Source organism: Sporolactobacillus sp. STSJ-5, assembly GCF_024385605.1.
Taxonomy (GTDB): domain Bacteria; phylum Bacillota; class Bacilli; order Bacillales; family Sporolactobacillaceae; genus Sporolactobacillus.
Map to the genome: position 1 here is coordinate 24,796 of NZ_JANFOJ010000006.1, position 19,379 is coordinate 44,174.

At 44.6% G+C, this 19,379-nt stretch carries 18 protein-coding genes; 9 read left to right on the forward strand and 9 right to left on the reverse strand.

Annotation, left to right across the window (positions count from 1 at the left end):
• Window positions 1–37 precede the first annotated feature (37 nt).
• Window positions 38–1,828 (reverse strand): DNA helicase RecQ, encoded by a 1,791-nt coding sequence (gene recQ / locus NOM01_RS07485; protein WP_255747738.1) that lies wholly within the window; start codon window positions 1,826–1,828, stop codon window positions 38–40.
• 78 nt (window positions 1,829–1,906) lie between these two features.
• Window positions 1,907–2,449 (reverse strand): cysteine hydrolase family protein, encoded by a 543-nt coding sequence (locus NOM01_RS07490; protein ID WP_255747739.1) that lies wholly within the window; start codon window positions 2,447–2,449, stop codon window positions 1,907–1,909.
• Window positions 2,450–2,587: 138 nt separating this feature from the next.
• Between NOM01_RS07490 and NOM01_RS07495 the strand changes: the two genes are divergently transcribed.
• Window positions 2,588–3,049 (forward strand): Hsp20/alpha crystallin family protein, encoded by a 462-nt coding sequence (locus NOM01_RS07495; RefSeq protein ID WP_255747740.1) that lies wholly within the window; start codon window positions 2,588–2,590, stop codon window positions 3,047–3,049.
• Between the two features lie 49 nt (window positions 3,050–3,098).
• Here NOM01_RS07495 and NOM01_RS07500 read toward each other — a convergent pair whose 3' ends face one another.
• Both NOM01_RS07500 and NOM01_RS07505 read right to left on the reverse strand, forming a co-directional pair.
• Window positions 3,099–4,253 carry an aminotransferase A gene (locus NOM01_RS07500; protein ID WP_255747931.1) on the reverse strand — a complete coding sequence of 385 codons (1,155 nt, stop codon included), beginning with the start codon at window positions 4,251–4,253 and terminating at the stop codon, window positions 3,099–3,101.
• 84 nt (window positions 4,254–4,337) lie between these two features.
• Window positions 4,338–5,543 (reverse strand): branched-chain amino acid aminotransferase, encoded by a 1,206-nt coding sequence (locus NOM01_RS07505; protein WP_255747741.1) that lies wholly within the window; start codon window positions 5,541–5,543, stop codon window positions 4,338–4,340.
• A 346-nt stretch (window positions 5,544–5,889) separates the two neighbouring features.
• Here NOM01_RS07505 and NOM01_RS07510 point away from each other — a divergent pair, with 346 nt between their 5' ends.
• Complete coding sequence (locus tag NOM01_RS07510; protein ID WP_255747742.1) at window positions 5,890–7,137, forward strand: MFS transporter; 1,248 nt, start codon at window positions 5,890–5,892, stop codon at window positions 7,135–7,137.
• Window positions 7,138–8,028: 891 nt separating this feature from the next.
• Here the strand turns inward: NOM01_RS07510 and NOM01_RS07515 are convergent.
• Window positions 8,029–8,277, reverse strand: coding sequence for a hypothetical protein (locus tag NOM01_RS07515; RefSeq protein WP_255747743.1), 249 nt, complete (start codon window positions 8,275–8,277; stop codon window positions 8,029–8,031).
• Between the two features lie 416 nt (window positions 8,278–8,693).
• On the opposite strand from NOM01_RS07515, the gene NOM01_RS07520 reads away from it, so the two are divergent.
• Window positions 8,694–8,942, forward strand: coding sequence for a hypothetical protein (locus NOM01_RS07520; protein ID WP_255747745.1), 249 nt, complete (start codon window positions 8,694–8,696; stop codon window positions 8,940–8,942).
• 70 nt (window positions 8,943–9,012) lie between these two features.
• Window positions 9,013–9,573, forward strand: a complete 561-nt coding sequence (locus NOM01_RS07525) for a DUF6944 family repetitive protein (RefSeq protein WP_255747747.1) — start codon at window positions 9,013–9,015, stop codon at window positions 9,571–9,573.
• A 19-nt stretch (window positions 9,574–9,592) separates the two neighbouring features.
• On the opposite strand, the gene NOM01_RS07530 is transcribed toward NOM01_RS07525, so the two are convergent.
• Together NOM01_RS07530 and NOM01_RS07535 are read right to left on the reverse strand one after the other, a co-directional pair.
• Window positions 9,593–9,925 (reverse strand): hypothetical protein, encoded by a 333-nt coding sequence (locus NOM01_RS07530; RefSeq protein ID WP_255747748.1) that lies wholly within the window; start codon window positions 9,923–9,925, stop codon window positions 9,593–9,595.
• Window positions 9,926–9,960: 35 nt separating this feature from the next.
• Window positions 9,961–10,509: a hypothetical protein gene (locus NOM01_RS07535; RefSeq protein WP_255747749.1), complete on the reverse strand. Its 549-nt coding sequence runs from the start codon at window positions 10,507–10,509 to the stop codon at window positions 9,961–9,963.
• A 233-nt stretch (window positions 10,510–10,742) separates the two neighbouring features.
• On the opposite strand from NOM01_RS07535, the gene NOM01_RS07540 reads away from it, so the two are divergent.
• The 3 genes from NOM01_RS07540 to NOM01_RS07550 all read left to right on the forward strand — a co-directional run bounded on the left by NOM01_RS07540 (window position 10,743) and on the right by NOM01_RS07550 (window position 15,336).
• Window positions 10,743–11,261 carry a GNAT family N-acetyltransferase gene (locus tag NOM01_RS07540; RefSeq protein WP_255747750.1) on the forward strand — a complete coding sequence of 173 codons (519 nt, stop codon included), beginning with the start codon at window positions 10,743–10,745 and terminating at the stop codon, window positions 11,259–11,261.
• 624 nt (window positions 11,262–11,885) lie between these two features.
• Window positions 11,886–13,121 carry an IS256 family transposase gene (locus NOM01_RS07545; RefSeq protein WP_255747751.1) on the forward strand — a complete coding sequence of 412 codons (1,236 nt, stop codon included), beginning with the start codon at window positions 11,886–11,888 and terminating at the stop codon, window positions 13,119–13,121.
• A gap of 520 nt (window positions 13,122–13,641) precedes the next feature.
• Window positions 13,642–15,336: an adenine deaminase C-terminal domain-containing protein gene (locus tag NOM01_RS07550; protein WP_255747752.1), complete on the forward strand. Its 1,695-nt coding sequence runs from the start codon at window positions 13,642–13,644 to the stop codon at window positions 15,334–15,336.
• A 424-nt stretch (window positions 15,337–15,760) separates the two neighbouring features.
• Here the strand turns inward: NOM01_RS07550 and truA are convergent, their stop codons facing one another.
• Complete coding sequence (truA, locus tag NOM01_RS07555; protein WP_255747753.1) at window positions 15,761–16,498, reverse strand: tRNA pseudouridine(38-40) synthase TruA; 738 nt, start codon at window positions 16,496–16,498, stop codon at window positions 15,761–15,763.
• Window positions 16,499–16,715: 217 nt separating this feature from the next.
• Between truA and menB the strand changes: the two genes are divergently transcribed.
• Complete coding sequence (gene menB, locus NOM01_RS07560) at window positions 16,716–17,537, forward strand: 1,4-dihydroxy-2-naphthoyl-CoA synthase (protein WP_255747754.1); 822 nt, start codon at window positions 16,716–16,718, stop codon at window positions 17,535–17,537.
• A complete protein-coding gene (locus NOM01_RS07565; RefSeq protein ID WP_255747755.1) occupies window positions 17,534–19,027 on the forward strand; it encodes an o-succinylbenzoate--CoA ligase in 1,494 nt (497 codons plus the stop codon). Before menB ends, NOM01_RS07565 begins: the two co-directional genes overlap by 4 nt.
• 22 nt (window positions 19,028–19,049) lie before the next feature.
• On the opposite strand, the gene NOM01_RS07570 is transcribed toward NOM01_RS07565, so the two are convergent.
• Complete coding sequence (locus tag NOM01_RS07570; protein WP_255747756.1) at window positions 19,050–19,211, reverse strand: hypothetical protein; 162 nt, start codon at window positions 19,209–19,211, stop codon at window positions 19,050–19,052.
• Window positions 19,212–19,379: the final 168 nt, after the last annotated feature.

Here is a 19,379-nt window from a genome sequence, read left to right on the forward strand (position 1 = left end):
AACATTTTAGAGGTCCATAATCCCTCCTGTTGTTCAATTAGAATTTAACCGTTTCTTCCTGCTCAGCCTGATACTCGGCAATTGCTTCCATGAAGGCTTGTCCGTATTTTTCTAATTTTTGCTGACCGACCCCCTTGATCATCAGGAAGTCATGGTCAGTCGCCGGCAGTCGCGCACTCATCTCACGCAGGGACTGATCTGAAAAAATGATGTATGGAGGAACAAACTCTTTCTGAGCAAGCGTTTTGCGGACCTGCTTCAACGATTCGAAGAGTGCATCGTCTACAGCCAGCCGTTCTGCACGAACGCGTCCTTTTTTGAGGACCTTTTCCTCTCCTTTAAGTACCGGCAGCGACCGCTCGTTTAAAGCGAGAACGGGAAAGGCGCCGCCCTGTTGCACAAGGTATTGCTCGGCTGTCAGGAAGTCGATAAATTCACTGATCTGCTTTTGCGTTCGGTCCTTCATAATGCCGTATGTGGGCAACCGGTCAAGCCGAAAAGAGAGCAGTTTTTGATCTGATGCGCCGGCAAGCACCTTGGCAACCATCATTTTCCCATAGCGTTCACGCAGACGCTTGACACACGAGAGTACCTTCTGTGCATCAACCGTTACATCTGATTTTTCACGTGTATCGAGACAGTTGCCGCAATGGGCGCACGGCTCAGGATTCTGCTCGCCGAAATAGCGCAAAATATAGCCCTGCAGACAGGTCTCGGTATGACAATAGCCAATCATCTGATCTAGTTTGTGGTACTCTGCTTGCTTCAGCGTATCGTCCATCTCAGATTGATCGATAAAAAACTTCTGCAACCGGATATCTTGCGGCGCAAACAAAAGAATGCAGTCACTTTTTTCTCCATCGCGCCCCGCACGCCCGGCTTCCTGATAATAGGCTTCAATGTTTCGCGGCATATTGTAGTGAATGACAAACCGTACATTTGATTTATTAATACCCATTCCAAACGCATTGGTTGCGACAAGCACCGTCAAGTCATCATAAAGGAACCGCTCCTGACTTGAAGCACGCTCCTGTTCGGAAAGACCGGCATGATAGCGTCCGACAGCAAGCCCCTTCTGCTCGAGTCGCGCATAAAGCCGATCCACTTCCTTGCGCGTCGCCGCATAAACAATTCCCGGCTGATCTTGATTCTTCTTCAAATAGTCAAGCAAAAAGGTATCCGCATTCTGACCGCGGATCACCTGAAAATTCAAATTATCACGAGCAAAGCCGGTCGCAATGACCCCGTTCGGCTCAATACCGAGCAACTGACAAATATCCGATGTGACGTTCGGTGTTGCCGTCGCTGTAAGGGCGACAACCGTAGGTCTTTGCTCAAATCGAGTAATCATTACGGGTATAGACCGATAACTGGGACGAAAATCATGACCCCACTGTGAAATGCAATGCGCTTCATCAATGGCCACGAGCGAAACATGCATACGTTCCAGAGCACGGACAAAATCCGGAACCTCTAAGCGCTCCGGTGCAATGTAAACTAATTTATAGTCTCCGTTCGCTGCAGCTGCAAGCCTCGACTTTCCTTCTGCAAAGCTTAGCGAACTATTTATGTAGGTTGCGTGAATCCCGGCGTTGCCAAGCGCGTCAACTTGATCTTTCATCAAGGAAATCAGCGGCGAGATCACCAGTGTCACTCCAGAGAAAAGCAGCGCGGGGATCTGGTAGCAAAGCGATTTTCCGCCGCCCGTCGGCATAATGCCGACCGTATCCCGACCATCCATTAACCGAGAAATGATTTGATCTTGGCCCTTCCGAAATTGGTCGTAGCCAAAATATTTTTTCAGCGCTTGATGAGCCGCGTCGATCATCGATGAAACCACCTTTTCGTCCTTAATAAACTAGTTTTATCTTATCACAAATTTAAAGGAGAAATAGGAATCGGATCATCACAGCTCAATATCCGTTTGTGCGCGTGTATCCGCGCCAAGCACCTGATTCATCATGCGCAGCGCATACTCATTGTCCTCTTGAACATTCGATGCGCAGCAATCCTGTGGAACGATCAGCTTATAATCACGCATGTATGCATCGTTCGCCGTAAAAAGCACACAGATATTGCCTGCCACACCGGTAAGGATCAGCGTCTCCACACCCAGATCATGCAGCAGTGCATGGAGTGGTGTAGCAAAAAATCCGGAATGCTTGGGTTTAATAATGAAATAGTCGGAAGAATCAGGAAGGATGCGTCGAACAACTGACGCTCCCGTTCCCTTTAATGCCTCACGAATCAGATAATCACGATCAGATTCCCATCTGCCCGAATTATCATTGACGTAAATGATCGGGATGCCTTCATGGCGTGCCCGCGTGATCAGTTTCACCAGAGGGTCAATCATATGCTTCATACCGTTTAGCAGCAATCCTGCCTTGCTGAATTGAAGCGGATTAATCATATCAATGACCAGCAAAACCTTATCTTTTTTTACCATCGTTTTCTCCCCCTCTGCTCACCCATTATTTCCAAATCGCACGCTGAGCATTCGATCTGGTGCCTTTAAAACCATGAAACAAAAAGCATCCTAATTCATATGCTGATGTTAGATAAGCATTCAGGAGGAGGGATCATAGTGGATAACAAAGACCCTAGAGAACCGCAGCAGCCAAAAAGAAGAAATCTGATGAATGATCTCGATGCGTTTTTTCAAAGTAATCCGTTCGGCGATGTGTTGAAATCAATCGACGATTTTTTCAGCAATCATTCATTTACCGGGTTTCCGGTCAGGCTCTATGATACAAAAGATGAATGGATCGTTGAAGCTGAACTGCCCGGTGCAGATCGTGACAACATTCATATCGAGCTGCTTGGCGATAAGGTGAAAATTGCTGTGGAAAATGATGTGGAAATGGAATCGCAGCATCAGGAAACCGGCGCGTACAGTCATGAGCGCCGCTTCGATCATGCTGAACGCGTGGTGACTTTGCCGTATGCCATCAACCGAGCACACACGCAGGCTTCCTACACCAACGGCATTCTCAAAATTCACGGACCGAAGTCACCAAAAACCGGACATAATCTTTCCATTGATTAAAAAAGAGAATCGGAGCAAGCTCCGATTCTCTTTTTTGGTGTCCTTTTATTTAAAACCGCGCAACAAAACGTTCCAAGCGATCCAAGCCATCCTTCAAAACGTCCATTGAATAGGCGTAAGAGAGTCGCAGGTAGCCCTCACCATATGAAGAAAATGCGCTGCCGGGAACAGCTGCCAGCCGTTCTTTATCAAGCAGCTGCAGGGCAAAGTCCTCTGAGGACAAGCCGAACTTTTTAATTGAAGGAAATACGTAAAAAGCACCTGCGGGACGCACAACGTCAAATCCCATAGCCTCAAGTCGGCCAATCACATAGTCCAGCCGTTCCTTATACGCTTGCCGCATCGGCTCGGCGTCATCCTTGCCGACCGTCAACGCCTCAATCGCCGCATACTGAGTAATGCTTGTAATGCAGGAAATGCCGTATTGATGGACTTTGATCAGTTCATTGGCAATCGGATTATCAGCCAAAATATAGCCCATACGCCACCCCGTCATTGCATGTGATTTTGACAGACCGTTAATCACCAATGTCTTTTCTTTCATGCCTGGGAACGTTGCAATTGAAGTATGCCTTTGTCCATAGGTCAGTTCACTATAAATCTCATCCGACACGACAAAAACGGATTTATCTTTTAACACCTCGGCGATAGCCGCGACCTCCGCCTCGCTGAGCACACATCCGGTCGGATTAGACGGATATGGAAGAATAACTGCCTTCGTTCGCTCAGTCAGATGTTCGGCAATTTGTTGCGCAGTCATTTTAAAATCCGTCTCTCGCGTGTCAATGTAAACTGGAATGCCGCCGGCAAGTGTGATCGGTGCTGCATAGCCCGGATATGCCGGTCCCGGAAGAATGACCTCGTCACCTGGTTCCAATAAAGTGCGAAACGCAAGGTCAATGGCCTCGCTCGCGCCAACCGTTGTGATGATCTCAGAAGCAGGGTCATAATGCAGATCATATTTTTCCGCAACATACCCGGAAATAGCTTGTCTTAGCTCAAACAGACCCGCATTCGCCGTATACGTTGTCTTGTTCTGATCAATTGCAGTCTTTCCTGCTTCCTTCACATGTTCCGGTGTGGCAAAATCCGGCTGACCAATTGTCAGTGATACCGCTCCGGGGTAGTCCTTCACTTTATTAAAAAATTGTCGGATACCACTGATCTGAATAGCACGAACCCGTCTGTTAATCAAGTTTTCCATTGATGCCAAATCTCTCACACTCCCGTTAATAGAGAAAAAGCCCGCGCGTTTGCATGCACGCGAAGGCTTGGGTTCCCATGACCGTTAATCAGTAACCACTGCTTTTTTTTCCTTTGGTTTTTCTTCTGCTTTTGCTTCTTTTGGCTTATCTTCCGTTTTTACGGCTTCTGGTGCTTCTTCCGCTTTCGGTTGGACTTTTTCAGTTGCTTCTTCATGATCAACCTTAACTTCTTGAGTCCAACCCAGCTTGTCTTCGATCTTACCGGTCTGGATGCCTGTGAGTGTGTCGTACAATTTCTGAGACAGCTTGCCTGTTTTCCCGTTGGCAACCTTAATCACATGGTCTTCCCATTTCAGAAATCCGACTGGAGAAATAACAGCTGCCGTTCCCGTGCCGAATACTTCTTTAAGCTTCTGTTTTTCCGCTTTCTTGAACAGCTTATTTACAGAAATTTTCTTTTCTTTGACGGTTACGCCCCAATGCTGGAGCATTTCGATCACCGAAGCACGCGTAACGCCGGGGAGAATACTGCCGTTCAGTGCCGGGGTCCATACTTCGTCGTCAAATTTGAAGAAGATATTCATGCTGCCGACTTCTTCGATGTATTTGTGCTCCACACCATCGAGCCACAGCACTTGATCAAAGCCCATTTCTTCCGACTTAGTCTGAGCCTTGAGGCTGGCAGCATAGTTGCCCGCAGTTTTCGCATAGCCGACACCGCCCTTAACAGCGCGGACATATTCGTCTTCAACATAGATTTTCACAGGACTCATTGAATTGCCGAAATAGGAGCCGACAGGGGACAGAATGATCAGCAGCTTGTAGGTCGCTGAAGGATGCACACCAAGTGCTGAATCCGTACCAATAATGAACGGACGAATGTACAGCGATTGTCCCGGCTGAGATGGAATCCATGCCTCTTCAATGGCAACCAGTTTCTTAATTGCTTTAATCACAAATTCCTCATCAATTTCCGGAATGTTCAGCCGTGCACAGGACTGATTCATTCGTTCCATGTTCTTGTCCGGACGGAACAGCAGGATACGCTTGTCTTCAGTTCGGTAAGCTTTTAAGCCTTCAAAGACTTCCTGTCCATAATGAAAAATCGTTGCTGCCGGATCAAGAGTAATCGGTCCGTAGGGAACAATCCTCGGATCATGCCAGCCTTCATCCAAAGAATAGTCCATTTCAAACATGTAATCAGTAAAATGCTTGCCAAAACCTAACCCGCTGGCATCAGGCTTCGCTTTTAGTTGATCAGCTTTATGGAACGCGATCGTCTGCCCCATGATTCGAATCCTCCTAAAATTTGTTTTCCTTCTTTGATTATATCAATCCGTTATCAAGTGCGCCACTTCACGTATAAAATCGTTAAGGAGAATCAGACACACCGAATCTGATCCATTTCATACATTATTATTCATGTTTCGCTGCATTAATATTCCATACGTTTATAGAGAAACTTCTTGCCCAGCTTTACATAAAAAAAGCTTTGAAAACAAAGTGTAAAAAAAGCAAAAAAAATGAGTTAAAAAGCTTCTCTTACCGAATTGTTCCTGCTACAATGTTCTGGTTGACTTAAGAAGACTGTGACATTTCTATTTATTAATCTTTATTTTGAAAGGAGCGCTTGCTATGCGCCAATTTACCTTTGCCTCCTGTGCCCTGTATTTTCTTACCGGATTGACTGCTATTTCAATCGGATCCGTGATGCCTGAACTCTTAAGTTATTACCATGTATCATACACAATTGGCGGAAGGCTGATTTTTGTTGGCGCAATGGGATTTCTTGCAGGCGTTCTGCTTACTTCATATCTGAATCGCCGTTTTCACCCGAAACCGATCTTGACCATTTCTGCCCTGATTATTGCCTTAGCGCAATTCAGTATTTTACTGCTTCCGCCGTTCCCACTGTTCATGGCTCTTTATTTTTTGAATAGTGTCGGCTCGGCTGCGATCGGTATTGTAGTCGCAACGATGTTCATCGAAGTGTTCATTGGCCGGCAGGCAGTTGCGATGAGCTATTTGGAGGTTTCTTTCGGGCTAGGCGCATTCACGATGCCGCTGCTTGCCAGCTTCTTCATTGCACATGGCATCTGGCGTTACCTGTTTGTGGTTACCGCTGTGCTCGCCGTTGTACTTGCCATTGTCTGGACGCGAATTTCCTACTCCAAACAAATGGTGGATAATAGCGAGCCCTTGGACGCTTCCGGTTCAAGTGATACACAGCGGCCGCTGAGCACGCATCTAAAATGGATCGTGCTCGGACTGTTTGGTCTCATCGTATTCCTGTATGGTGGATTTGAAGGCAGTTTGAATAACTTCATGTCATCGATTTTTATGCAGTATCTGAACCAAGCTGCGTACTACGCCTCGATCAGCGTCGGCATTTTCTGGGGTGCGATGGTTATTGGGCGCGCGGCTACTGCACTCATTATCCGCAAACTTACGTACAGCACATATTTGCTGATGAGTATCTGCGGCTCGATTGTTTCACTGCTTTTGTTTATTTTTTTAAAAAATGCGCTGATGGGTTACGTCTTCGTCGGCACGCTGGGACTCATGATGTCCGGCATCTATTCCATCACGCTTGTCTATGCGAACTATTCCATTCCGAATAGCGCGCAGCTGGTCACGCCAATCATATCAGGATTGTCTGGCCTCGGTTCGGCCATTTTCCCGGCTGTCACCGGAGTAGCTATCGACCGCGCAGGCATGTCTGTGACTTTGTGGTATATCGTCGGCATAGCGACCGCTTATTTAGTCTTCCTGCTCGTAATCAATCGACTGCGCAGCGGACGTCCTACCCGCCTTATTTTACGATTCAGTCATCATCGCCGGATGCAGCCAGCCTTTGCGATGCGGCGTTCACGTTATAAATAATTGAAAAGATACGAGACTCGCACGGATTGATCCGTGCGAGTCTTTTTTACAAGGAAAGAAAGTATATGATTTTCGCCAAAGCCAAAGGTTGTGAGCCAAATGCGCAGGTGCGAGACTCCTGCGGAGCGGCTCTGTTGATCGCAGGCCAGGGGAGACCCCGCAGGTATTAGTTTGCTTGAGGAGGCTCCCGGACTGCCCGCGGTCGCGCTCAGTTGATGCGAGCAACCGGAGCGTAATCAAAATCCGGCATGATTTAAGGACCGGGCGCTTTTTGCCCGGTTTTTCTTATATTGTGACCCTTCCGTTAACTGCGAGCATCTCCTTTGAAACCAGTCTAAACGAACACTATGATGAACTTTAATCAAGAAATTCACCAAAGTGCATTTCCTGATAAATATACCTAGGAGGAATAGGAATGGCTGAAAAACCCGCTAAAGAAGTATTAAATCAATATGTGCGTCGGTATCTTGCTTGATCAGCTACAACGAGTGGACAAGCTGATAAATCGGATTGTCGATACGATAACCTGAAAAAAATATATATAGATGTAATAAAAAGTGGCCATGAATCCAAAAGGAATTACAGCCACTTTATTAAATTACTATGAGATTTTATCTATCTCTTCATATTTCTCTTCAACAAAGTAACTTTTAAATTTCAAATTTATCCCCCTTATGTTTTTTAACTCTATTCAGTTATAAACATAATAAACGCTATGAAGTCACCATCTTTATGAAAATTCATGTAAGAAATTCTCTGAGTGCAGTTAAAATGGGGCAATTGACGTTTTAATTGAGGGTTTTCTGAAGTAGCGTAAATACAAAGGAGATAAATTTTAGATTACTCAAAAAAACATCACGATTATGTGAAACTATGGACGTAAATATTGTTTTAAGGATTAATATGGTGAACTTCTGCTGTCACTCCACTTTCTTTTGCTTTTTTTGATAATCGTATCAGATACCCATCCTTATTATATTTTTCCACCTCTTCCGGACTTAAATTGAATTTTTTCCCTTCTTCTTGAGTCATCATATGGGCCTTTGAAGTACTATTGTTTTCTGCACCCACAACATGAACTGATATTGTAGAAATTAAAGCTATTAAAAGAATTGTAACTATAGGTTTCTTGAGTTTCAATGCCAACACTCCTCATTTTTTCTTATTATATGTATGAGATATTTTTTCTAATTAAATATTGAAATAATTCACATAAGATAAACAATATGGTCGGTCAAAGAGTAATAATGGCAATGTCCGCCTTGCCTGCGTCGAATTTTTGTATTGCCTCTATATAGTGATCTTAATGTGTCGATCGTTCATCCTAGTGACAACAATCACTTGAAGCCCATCATCTTAGCACAAGCACTTTGCACGTTTAATGCATCCATCCTTTGCAAGTCCATGCAGCGTCTTGTAAACTTCAGAACGCGCGAGATAGTGATCTTCGTCTTTATCAAAGGCTTGCAAGGGCAAATGTTCTCATAATATGAGAAACAGTTTTCTCTAAAAATGATAAACTTAAATTAATTCAAAATAACGTCTGAGGTGATGACATGTATTGGAAATTGAGAATCCCGCTTTTCTTACTTACAATCGGTGTAATCTCAGGGCTTTATCAAAAATTCCCTTGGTTATTTCTTGTCGATACAAACTACTTCATACGCAGCGCTTTATTCATCGGAACAGTCGGACTCCTTTACATTCTTCTGGAGAAAAACAAAATAAATGATAAAAAAGTTCATTTTACGATTGGATTACTTTTCATCTGTATCGGTTTTGCCTTTGATCATTTCATGGTCTGATGCCCCGCAACCATTTTAGTGGATTGAATAAACTAGGCATATAGAAGTGATTGGCTTGGGGGAGCGTTCGATGAACGAGCAGATGCAGGAGGCAGAATATGCGCTGATCAACGCGCTCGGCACCATTGTCGCTGCAATTGGAGCAACACCCGATTTAACAATTCCCGACAATCTAAAAGATGGCCTGGGCATTACCGGCAATGCGCTTCAGGCCACCGGAAGTGCACTGGACGCGAATATAAGCGACGGACTGGACGCGATCGGCGGAGGAACCCAGGCATTCGGCAACTCACTGGTTATCTATGGTTCAATCGCCCAATGTTCCGATGAGGAAAACCTTCGCGCAATCATCATCGGTAACTCGCTTCAAGCACTCGGCGGCTCACTGTCACTCCATTCGGGTCTCATTTCGGCAGAGCGGAACCGAGCAGTCGCTCTATCGGTTATCGGCAATCTCCTTCAGATCGCCGGCAACTCGCTTCAAGCCGTCTCCACCATTTTTCAATTGAACCAAACCGTTGATGATAAAAAATCAGGCCAGATTAATGCGACCGGAAGCTGGGTACAAGCCGTTGGCGCATCACTGTCGTTCTTAGCTGCGCTTGATCAAGTGGATAGTGGTGAAGGATGAGTTATTCATCACCCGCTGATCAGCTTTCGCTATTTTTTGTCAGCAGCTTGCTGAACAATTTTTCAAACAAATACGGAACAGCATAAAACAGAATGACTGTAATAAATCGAATATCTGCGTTACCGATTATAAAGAGCGTATACAACGATATATTTATAAGCACTTGCATGGTTGCATAGGCTTTAACCATTGATAAACGTGACGGTTCAACTTTAGCTAACGCAACATGAGTGATGACTAAAGTCAGATGTGATTTAAACTGTCCAAGATATATGTATATCAGCCCTAACATTTGAACAATAGTCAAAGTAGTGAATACTAAAATTAAAAAATAGTTCAGTACATCATGCATGGATATCCCCTTCTCGTTTCATCACATAAAATGAACTACTTCCCCCATTTTTCATTAGCCGTTTGCATTTGCGGATACAGCGTTTTTTCCAACAAACCGTCATCATCGATTACATTTATTGCGACGACCTTGCCATCGTCAGTGGTATTTATATCTCCCATGATAGTGGCAGTGTTTGTTTTGCCATTTTTAATGTAGTCCACATCAATTTTGAACGTGTACCCTCCGGACTTAGCTTTTTTTACTTCGATTGGTGTTGTCGCTTTCAATTGATAATCAGCCATAAATGCCGTTTGCAGAAAAATGGTTCCTTGATTAGAATTTATGAACTCTTGAAGGTACTGTTTTGCGATGACAGACTTATATTTTTCTTCTAAATAGGGGGTCAATGCTTGCGGATCTTCTGTAGCCTGTATCTTAAACAATTTCTTTTGTTCTGCATCCGGACCTGTGACTATACTTTTCAAAACCGTTCGGATTGTTTTCTCACTTTTATTATGCAGACTTGTGTCCTCACTTGAACAACCCGCAACAAAAATAAAAACAGATATAAGAATTGCCCATTTCGGTAAAACGCTTTTCATAGATTAGGTCCTCCTTGCTTTAGAAAAAGGTTAAATATGAAGAAAATCGGTGGATGTGATGATTTAAAGGCTGCATGTCGAATCGTAGATGCAGGCAATAACAGATCGTTTTGCAGAAAAGGTTTAAGCTGGGGTTGGTTCAGTTTAATCATTGTGACTGGTCTTACAGACTATTTTTCTAAATAATAACATTATAGGTAATAGTGAGTAAACAAAAAATGTAAGGTGATTCAATGAGTGAGCGATTATATTTACACATTCCTCTATTCAATGAACTCAATTATCGGCAAAAAATACTTGCGCAGCCTGACACGATGTCCTACAACAAAGGCTACGACCTGCAGCTTGACAATTATGATCAGAAAACCGGATGTATTGATTTTAGCAAAGACTATTGGACAGACTGGTATTCACGATGGGGCAGCCAAGCATCGAAGCGTTATTACGCGTATATCATTCAAAAAAATGAGCAACTGCCTATCGGTGATGCCGCACTTCGCTACGATGAAGAACAACGGGCCTACTGTGTCAGCTTAGTTATCGAGGCCAAATATAGGGGTTATGGATACAGTGAAGAAGCCTTGCGCTTACTTCTTGATGTAGCATTCAATCAGTTAGATGCAGAAAAGGTATACGATGATTTTCCTAAAACAAGAATATCGGCAGAGAAAGCGTTTCAAAAGGTGGGGTTCAAAAGAATTTCTGATGAAATTGTCGAGCTGACCAAAGATGATTATTTTAGTAAACTTTAACTCAATCGGTACATGAAAAATACAACTAGTTTTTTACCCAAGCAGATATTCCGTAATTCACCTACATACTTCATGATAAAGTAGTTTTTTCTGCTCTATAATTGAGGAAAATGACTACTGCGTGGTTGACGGAAGATGTGCAGCAAGGGCTGATTTAAATCAGCTAAAGTTCAACCTAACGAACGAAAAGATGAACCGAATTTCTGGAAATTTCAACCGAAGAGAAGGAGTTAGACCGAACGCCCAAAAAGTTAGGCCGAATCCGATAAAAATTAGACCAAACCCGTGAAAGGTTAGTCCGAACCCGATAAAAGTTAGACCGAACCTGGTGAAAGTTAGACCGAATGAAGCAGAGTAACGCAATTGTCTCATACATTTTGTGAATTTAGTAATTTTGCTTTAACTTTTGGAGGATTGGCTTTAAGTTTTCCATTGTTGGCTTTCACTTTTCTCAAATTAGCTTTAACTTTTGAGGTTAGCTTTCACTTTCGGTAGGTTGGCTTTAAGTTTTGCATCATTAGCTTTCACTTTTCACGGATTAGCTTTAACTTTTGTATTTCACCGAGAACGTATTTAACTTTGTGTAAATGGAAATACTTACCTTATAAAAGGAGCTGACCATTTATGCAAAACTACCGTAATTATGGCGACATGACGATTCGTGAACTCGCCAGCCAATGTGAAAGTGTCGACGATGTTCAAGTGATGATCCGTGAGTTATTCAAGGATACTCTCCAGGTGATCTTTGAGGCCGAGATGGAACACCATCTTGGCTATTCCAAGAACGCCGTGGATGGTATTCACTCGGGAAACAGCCGGAACGGGTACAGTAAGAAGACCATCAAATCTAAGTATGGAAACACGACGCTCGACATTCCAAGAGACCGGAATGGAGCGTTTGAACCCCAGATTATCAAGAAGCACGAGACCGCTTTAAATGGCCTGGATCATCAGATTATTGCCCTGTATGCCAAGGGCATGTCGACCCGAGATATTGAAGATCACATGCGCGATATTTATGGGATCAGTGTGTCACCTGCCATGGTAAGCAAGGTCACGGATAAAGTCATTCCACTCATCTATGATTGGCATTCTCGTCCTTTAGAGAAGGTCTACACCATTGTTTATTTGGATGCCATTCATTTCAAAGTGAAGCAGGATCATCGTATTATTAATAAAGCTGCGTACACGGTACTTGGCATTAATACGGAGGGCATGAAGGACATCCTCGGACTCTGGATTGGTGAAAATGAGAGTGCGAGTTTCTGGCTCAGCGTCTGCAGTGACTTGAAAAATCGGGGAGTCGAAGACATCCTTATTGCCTGTAAGGATGGGCTTTCCGGCTTTTCTGAGGCGATTAATACAGTCTTTCCGAAGACGCGTATTCAACTGTGCGTCATCCATCAACTCCGTAATAATATCAAGTATATTTCAACGAAATATCGCAAGCCATTTCTCGACGATATTAAAAAAGTCTATAAAGCGTTTACGATTGAGCAGGCAGAATTAGCCTTTGAGGAGGTCAAGAAAAATTGGGCAGATAAATACCCAAGAGTGATTGATTCTTGGGAAACCAAATGGCTAGAACTCACGGCTTATTTTGAGTACCCGCCTGAAATCAGAAAGATGATCTATACCACCAACACCGTCGAAGGATTCCACCGTCAGCTCAGAAAAGTGACCAAGTCCAAGAATGCTTATCCGACCGATGATGCCTTGCGAAAGATTATCTATCTGGCAACGATGGACATTACCAAGAAGTGGACATTGGCAATCCCAGGATGGATTGAATGTAGGGCACAGCTTCGCATCATGTTTGGGGATCGCTTTACCTCCGGTCTCCTAGACAAGGAGTTTTGACGTTTGAGTTTAACGCTTTAAGTTCTCCTAAAAAAGGGCAAAATAAAAGAAGAGAGTGATCCTCTCCCCCTTTTTCAGCTGAACCCTGACAGGTTGCTCGAGTTGCTCTCCAGCAGCGCTCTATCCCCCTGTCAGGTAAGAGCACAAATAGCTTTAACGATCATTCTAGAAATCATTCATTTACACAAAATAAATTACATTCCCATTTCAACTTTTCTCATTAACTTCACTGCATACTGCGCAGTGCGTAATTACTGCGCACTATCAAAAATGAAATGACCTCATTTGTAATGAACTATCTTCATGATCATTCAACACTCTCTTCAGCCCTTATAACAACAATCGTTGTCTATTGAGAGTAAACGTTAAATATCGTAGTCGTCAATGAGCGGACAACCCACAACACTGCCTTATGCCCTCGGAAAAATATTTTTCTACGCTCTCAAAGTAGTCCCGTCCATGAAAAGTCTTGTCCATCTCTGTATAATAGAGACAACTTGTCAGAATGAGATGTGAGCGTATGAAACCATTAACCGAAGAGGCGCACCGTCGTCTGATTGAAACTGCGCGTAAAAAAGAACCGGCATCCGTATATTTTCCAGATGCTTCTGTGCTTCATGTCTATTCAGGAATCGTTCAAAAAGAAAATGTATGGATCAGTGGCGATCGGATTGCCTATGTCGGTCCGGATGAACCGCTGATCTCAGATAAAACGGATATTTTCCATTTAAAAGAGAACCAGATAATAGTACCCGCTTATATCGAGCCTCATGCTCACCCGTTCCTTCTCTATAATCCGCTCACTTTAGGCACTTATTTAACGGAAAAAGGAACAATGATTTCGGTCAACGACAATAGCTTCGCATCTGCGCATTTAAATGAAGAGCAAATGCGTGCTTTTGTTAATGAACTGAATCAAACCGGGCACCACACATGGCTTTGGTGGGCGTATTTCGAAGAACATCTCCCCTCTACGGCTACACTGGAAAAGTGGCTGGATCAGCCATATGTGATGCAGGGTGGAGAACTCAGCCACTGGCTGCCGTTCAAATTGGGTTCACCTGATTTATATGAGAAGCTTTTCGCAGTCAGGCATTCTGGAAAACGGATGGAAAGCCACCTGCCCGGCTCGTCGGTCAATACATTAAACCTGTTCGCGTCCGCCGGCATTTCGGCTGACCACGAATCCATGACTGCGCGTGATGTCATCAATCGACTGAATCTCGGCTACTACACGGCGATTCGTTATTCTTCCATTCGTCCGGATCTTCCGGAGATCATGAGTGGATTAGCGGAACATCCGGGACTTGATTTGTCCAAATTAATGTTAACCAATGACGGTGCCTCACTCCCTTTCTTGAAGCAGGCAACACACGCCTCGATGATCAAGCTTGCAATGAAAAGTGGAATTTCAATGCCGGACGCGTACCGCATGGCGACTTTGAATCCAGCCGTGTACTACCGCATGGATGACACCATCGGAAGCATCTCTCCGGGAAGAATTGCGGACATCAATATCATCGAACGATTGGATGATCCGGAACCGACAAGCGTTCTTTTCGAAGGAAAATGGCTTGTGCGTGATGGGGAAAAAGTGGCGAACCCAGCAAGCTTTGCATGCGAACATTACTTTAATCAAGCGAATCTCGCGCACCTGCCAAACCATTGTCCGGAGCAAGAAACGACAACCATTGGTCTTGAACTCCAGAACAGCGTCATTACCCGCCCGTACACCTTTGATCCGAAGAGTACATTAGCGGAAAACGAGTGTTATTTAACGTATGTTTGCCGTACAAACGGTGCACATCTGAGCACGCGAATCAAGAACTTTTCGCATTCTCTCCGTGCTCTTGCAAGCACCTATTGTGCCTCCGGGGATATTTTGATTATTGGACGAGACAGAAAGGCAATGGCGCATGCTTATCAAACGATTCGTGATGGATTCCAGGGCATTACCGCGCAATTTGATGAGAGCGGCGCATTCTCAATTAATCTCGATCTACTTGGTGTCATGAGTAAAAAGTCGATGAACGCACTGAGTTCCGAGGCCGAGCAATTCATCGAACACATGAAAAAGAACGGATTCGCCTTTGACGATCCGTTCTTCTGCCTGTTTTTCCTGACCGAACTGCATCTTCCTTTTATTCGTCTTACGTCAAAAGGAATCATCGAGATCAAATCAAACGAAATTATTGCCCCAAACATTAATAAGTGATCTTCTCCAAGTACAGTGGTTTTGTTGTCATATAATCACCTTAACTATATAATGAATGTATAAAGAACATGCAGTGATGAATAATAAAACCATACGGATCTATTCATCCGTATGGTTAACAAGGAATCAAGCAATATCCGCGTTGAGCGGATGCAGCGCAAAATCAAAGCAGCACTACAGTAAATGATTCACTTCAATTATTGCCACTGCGAATGGCATATGAAGCGGATCATTTCTTTTTGTTAGACAGCATGAGCACCAGAACACCGAAAGAAATCATCAGAGTCAAGGATTGAAACACTGTCATGGCGCCACCCCCTTTCACAAGGGTGCTACCGTATCCGCTCATATGCACAGCTATTACTTGATCCTGTCATTATAACATCTAAAGAGCCTAAACCTGCTATTTACGGGGTGCGTTTATTTAATAAGTAATCTTCTCCAAATACAGTCCGCAGGCTTCGGCCATGCGGCCTGTTTGTATGCGTTCATTTGACGCCAGAATTTGCGGGATCGCAGCTGCATCAATCGCACCGAGTCCGACCTCGATTAATGTGCCGACCATTTTCCGAGCCATGTTGTAGAGAAATCCGTCGCCTGTTAATCGAATGTCGAAGAATCCGTCATACGCATCGATCGTAATCGCTGAGATTGTCCTCGCCATCGACTTTTTCTTTGATTTTGCATTTGCGTAAGCAGTAAAATCATGCGTGCCAATGAAGTCCTGGCCTGCCTGCTTCATCAACGCGACATCTAAGTTTTCAGCCACATGCATGCTGTATTTTCTCATAAAGGGATTGCTGATCGGTCCGTTCCAAATTTTATATAAATAGGTCTTTTCCTTAGCATTATAACGAGCGTGAAAACGTTCGGGCACAATGGCCACGTCAATCACGCTGATGTCCTGAGGCAGCTGATGATTCAAATGCGTATAAATATCTTCCTCAGTCAACAATTTCTTCGTTTTAAAATTGGCGATCTGACCAAGCGCGTGAACGCCGGCATCTGTTCTGCTGCAACCGACGATCTCAACCGGTTCGCCGACGAGCACCGTAAGTGACTGTTCGATTTTTCCTTGGATTGTATTCTTATCATCGCCCAGCCGCTGCCATCCTTTATAGCGGCCGCCGTCGTACTGAATCGTTAATTTGTAATTGTTCATATTTTGCACCCTCTGCGGTTTCAATGGTGACCGGCGCTTATGCTCGGTCTTCCGCATTGTCCCCCAATATCAACCTCCTGTCAATTTTCCCTCATTGACCTCGTTTCTAAGTAAGCTCCTTAATCGGAAAAGCTCTATGAGTTGTGCTACAATATGAGTGTTACTTTTGACAAAACAGTGACAAATCAACCTATTTATGAGAAAGCCAGGTGAACTCATGTCCACAATCGAGTGGAAAAAAGTGAAAGACTATGAAGACATTTTCTTCGAAACCTACGAGGGAATTGCAAAAATTACAATTAACCGACCGCATGTCCGCAATGCGTTTACACCGAATACAGTAGTTGAAATGATCGACGCATTCGCTTGGGCACGTGATGATGCATCCATCGGCGTCATTATCCTTACCGGTGCCGGAACGAAGGCATTCTGCTCCGGTGGAGATCAGAAGGTGCGCGGCAATGGCGGTTATGTAGGAAAAGACAATATTCCACGTTTGAATGTGCTTGATCTGCAGCACCTGATTCGAATCATTCCAAAGCCGGTTATCGCAATGGTTGCCGGCTACGCCATTGGCGGCGGAAATGTGCTTCAGGTCGTATGCGACTTAACGATCGCTGCGGACAATGCAGTCTTTGGCCAGACAGGACCGAAAGTCGGCAGCTTCGATGCAGGTTACGGCGCAGGCTATTTAGCGCGTATTGTCGGCCATAAAAAAGCACGTGAAATCTGGTACTTATGCCGCCAGTATAACGCGCAGCAGGCCTTGGACATGGGACTTGTCAACACGGTTGTCCCACTCGACCAGCTTGAAGAAGAAACCGTAAAATGGGCGCGCGAAATGTTGTCGAAGAGTGCCACAGCGCTCAGATTCCTCAAAGCGTCGTTTAATGCGGATACGGACGGACTCGCGGGTCTCCAACAATTCGGCGGAGACGCGACGCTGCTTTATTACACAACTGACGAAGCAAAAGAAGGACGCGACGCCTTTAAAGAAAAACGCGATCCTGATTTCAGCAGATTCCCTAAGTTCCCATGATCTCAGATACACAGCCGTCCATGCCGCAGTGGCTTAGCCAACGGGCTCGACTGACTCCGGATCGGATCGCATTTGAAACGGAGAATGAGCAGCTCACGTTCAAACAATTGCTGGCGCGCGTCCATCAAGCTGTATCAGCGCTCCGGTCCGCTGGGGTTCATCCTGCCGATCACGTCGCGTCGCTTCAAGGCAACACCTTGCCTTGCGCCATTACGGTCCATGCGCTTATGATGCTTGGCGCGGTTATGGTGCCTCTGAATACCCGATTATCTGTGGACGAGCTTGCCGGACAAATTGAGGATAGCGGCTGTCAACGCCTAATCACGGATCAGAAGTACGAACAAAAGGCAGCGCAAGCTATCGAACAAATCAACTGCGCGCTCATTCATACAGATAAATGGATAGAATGCGACCCCTTGCTGGACGATTTCGATACAGAAATCCAGTTAGGGAATCCATGCACGATTATTTTCACCTCAGGTACAACCGGACATCCGAAAGGCGTTGTGCTCACCTATGGGAACCATTGGTGGAACGCGAACGCCTCTCTAATTAATCTCGGGCTTACACCTGATGACAAGTGGCTCTGCTGCGTCCCGCTTTTCCATGTCAGCGGCCTATCCATTTTAATGAAAAGTGTGATTTACGGTATGCCGGTATATCTGCAGGAAAAATTTGAACCGCAGGCCGTCAATCAATTAATTACGGATAGCGGAATCACACATATCTCCGTCGTTGCCTCAATGCTACAGCGGATGATGGACGAGCTTGATGATCATTTTTCCTATCCAAAAACTCTGCGCTGCATCCTGCTCGGCGGCGGGCCTGTGCCCAAATCATTGCTTCAGCGTTGTCTCGATCAAGAGATGCCCATCTATCAAACGTACGGCATGAGTGAAACCGCCTCGCAAGCGGTCACTTTGCCGCCTGAGTATATGCTTAAAAAAGCGGGTTCGGCGGGACAGCCGCTTTTTCCGCTCCAAGTTCGCATCTCAGCGGAAGCACCCAATGAGCCTGGAGAAATTTTGATTAAAGGACCAACCGTTTTCAGCCACTATTTAAATAATCCTGAAGCAACCCATGAGGCTTTTGATGGTGAATGGTTTCACTCAGGTGATATTGGTTATCTGGATGAGGATGGATTTCTGTTCGTTCTGGATCGCCGAAAAGATTTGATCATTTCCGGTGGGGAAAATGTTTATCCTGCTGAAGTTGAATCCGTTTTAAATGGTTGCGCGGGGATTTTGAGAGCCGGAGTGATTGGTGTTCCGGATACGCAATGGGGATGCGTTCCCATCGCTTTCGTCAGCCTTAAAGAAGGCACTGGTTTTTCCGAATCAGAACTCATCAACGAATGTAAGCAACATTTAGCATCTTACAAGGTGCCAAAGCGTATTTTTACTCTGGCGGAATTGCCTGAGAACGCTTCGCACAAACTGCTCAGGCGCAAGCTTTATGAAGAATATGAGAAAATGAATAGCATTAAATAAAAACCGGGACAAGCCCGGTTTTTTATTTTAGCAATGAACGATCTCTAGCGATTGGAATCTCACGGACAACAATTTCTGCGTGGCAGACCGGACAGTGAATTTTTTTTACGGCCCACTCGCTTGAACGATGTACACGCATGTCCGCTCCACTTTGGTAACCATTATAGTGATGACATGTATCCATGACTGTTTCCTCCCTTCATTATCTGCTATACCCGCATTAAACCAATTTTCATGGATAACATCGTTATTTCCAGCACTTTCCTGTCTGTATCGATTACGACATAAATATGCCACAAATACCACTTATTTCCTTTTAAGATCATTTATTCGGTCATGTTATACTTTTACT

What these genes read in the sequence shown, in the direction of transcription:
- recQ (WP_255747738.1), bottom strand. Translation starts at nt 1,828, where the DNA reads ATGATCGACGCGGCTCATCAAGCGCTGAAAAAATATTTTGGCTACGAC.
- NOM01_RS07490 (WP_255747739.1), bottom strand. Translation starts at nt 2,449, where the DNA reads ATGGTAAAAAAAGATAAGGTTTTGCTGGTCATTGATATGATTAATCCG.
- NOM01_RS07500 (WP_255747931.1), bottom strand. Translation starts at nt 4,253, where the DNA reads ATGGAAAACTTGATTAACAGACGGGTTCGTGCTATTCAGATCAGTGGT.
- NOM01_RS07505 (WP_255747741.1), bottom strand. Translation starts at nt 5,543, where the DNA reads ATGGGGCAGACGATCGCGTTCCATAAAGCTGATCAACTAAAAGCGAAG.
- NOM01_RS07510 (WP_255747742.1), top strand. Translation starts at nt 5,890, where the DNA reads ATGCGCCAATTTACCTTTGCCTCCTGTGCCCTGTATTTTCTTACCGGA.
- NOM01_RS07520 (WP_255747745.1), top strand. Translation starts at nt 8,694, where the DNA reads ATGTATTGGAAATTGAGAATCCCGCTTTTCTTACTTACAATCGGTGTA.
- NOM01_RS07525 (WP_255747747.1), top strand. Translation starts at nt 9,013, where the DNA reads ATGAACGAGCAGATGCAGGAGGCAGAATATGCGCTGATCAACGCGCTC.
- NOM01_RS07530 (WP_255747748.1), bottom strand. Translation starts at nt 9,925, where the DNA reads ATGCATGATGTACTGAACTATTTTTTAATTTTAGTATTCACTACTTTG.
- NOM01_RS07535 (WP_255747749.1), bottom strand. Translation starts at nt 10,509, where the DNA reads ATGAAAAGCGTTTTACCGAAATGGGCAATTCTTATATCTGTTTTTATT.
- NOM01_RS07540 (WP_255747750.1), top strand. Translation starts at nt 10,743, where the DNA reads ATGAGTGAGCGATTATATTTACACATTCCTCTATTCAATGAACTCAAT.
- NOM01_RS07545 (WP_255747751.1), top strand. Translation starts at nt 11,886, where the DNA reads ATGCAAAACTACCGTAATTATGGCGACATGACGATTCGTGAACTCGCC.
- NOM01_RS07550 (WP_255747752.1), top strand. Translation starts at nt 13,642, where the DNA reads ATGAAACCATTAACCGAAGAGGCGCACCGTCGTCTGATTGAAACTGCG.
- truA (WP_255747753.1), bottom strand. Translation starts at nt 16,498, where the DNA reads ATGAACAATTACAAATTAACGATTCAGTACGACGGCGGCCGCTATAAA.
- menB (WP_255747754.1), top strand. Translation starts at nt 16,716, where the DNA reads ATGTCCACAATCGAGTGGAAAAAAGTGAAAGACTATGAAGACATTTTC.
- NOM01_RS07565 (WP_255747755.1), top strand. Translation starts at nt 17,534, where the DNA reads ATGATCTCAGATACACAGCCGTCCATGCCGCAGTGGCTTAGCCAACGG.
- NOM01_RS07570 (WP_255747756.1), bottom strand. Translation starts at nt 19,211, where the DNA reads ATGGATACATGTCATCACTATAATGGTTACCAAAGTGGAGCGGACATG.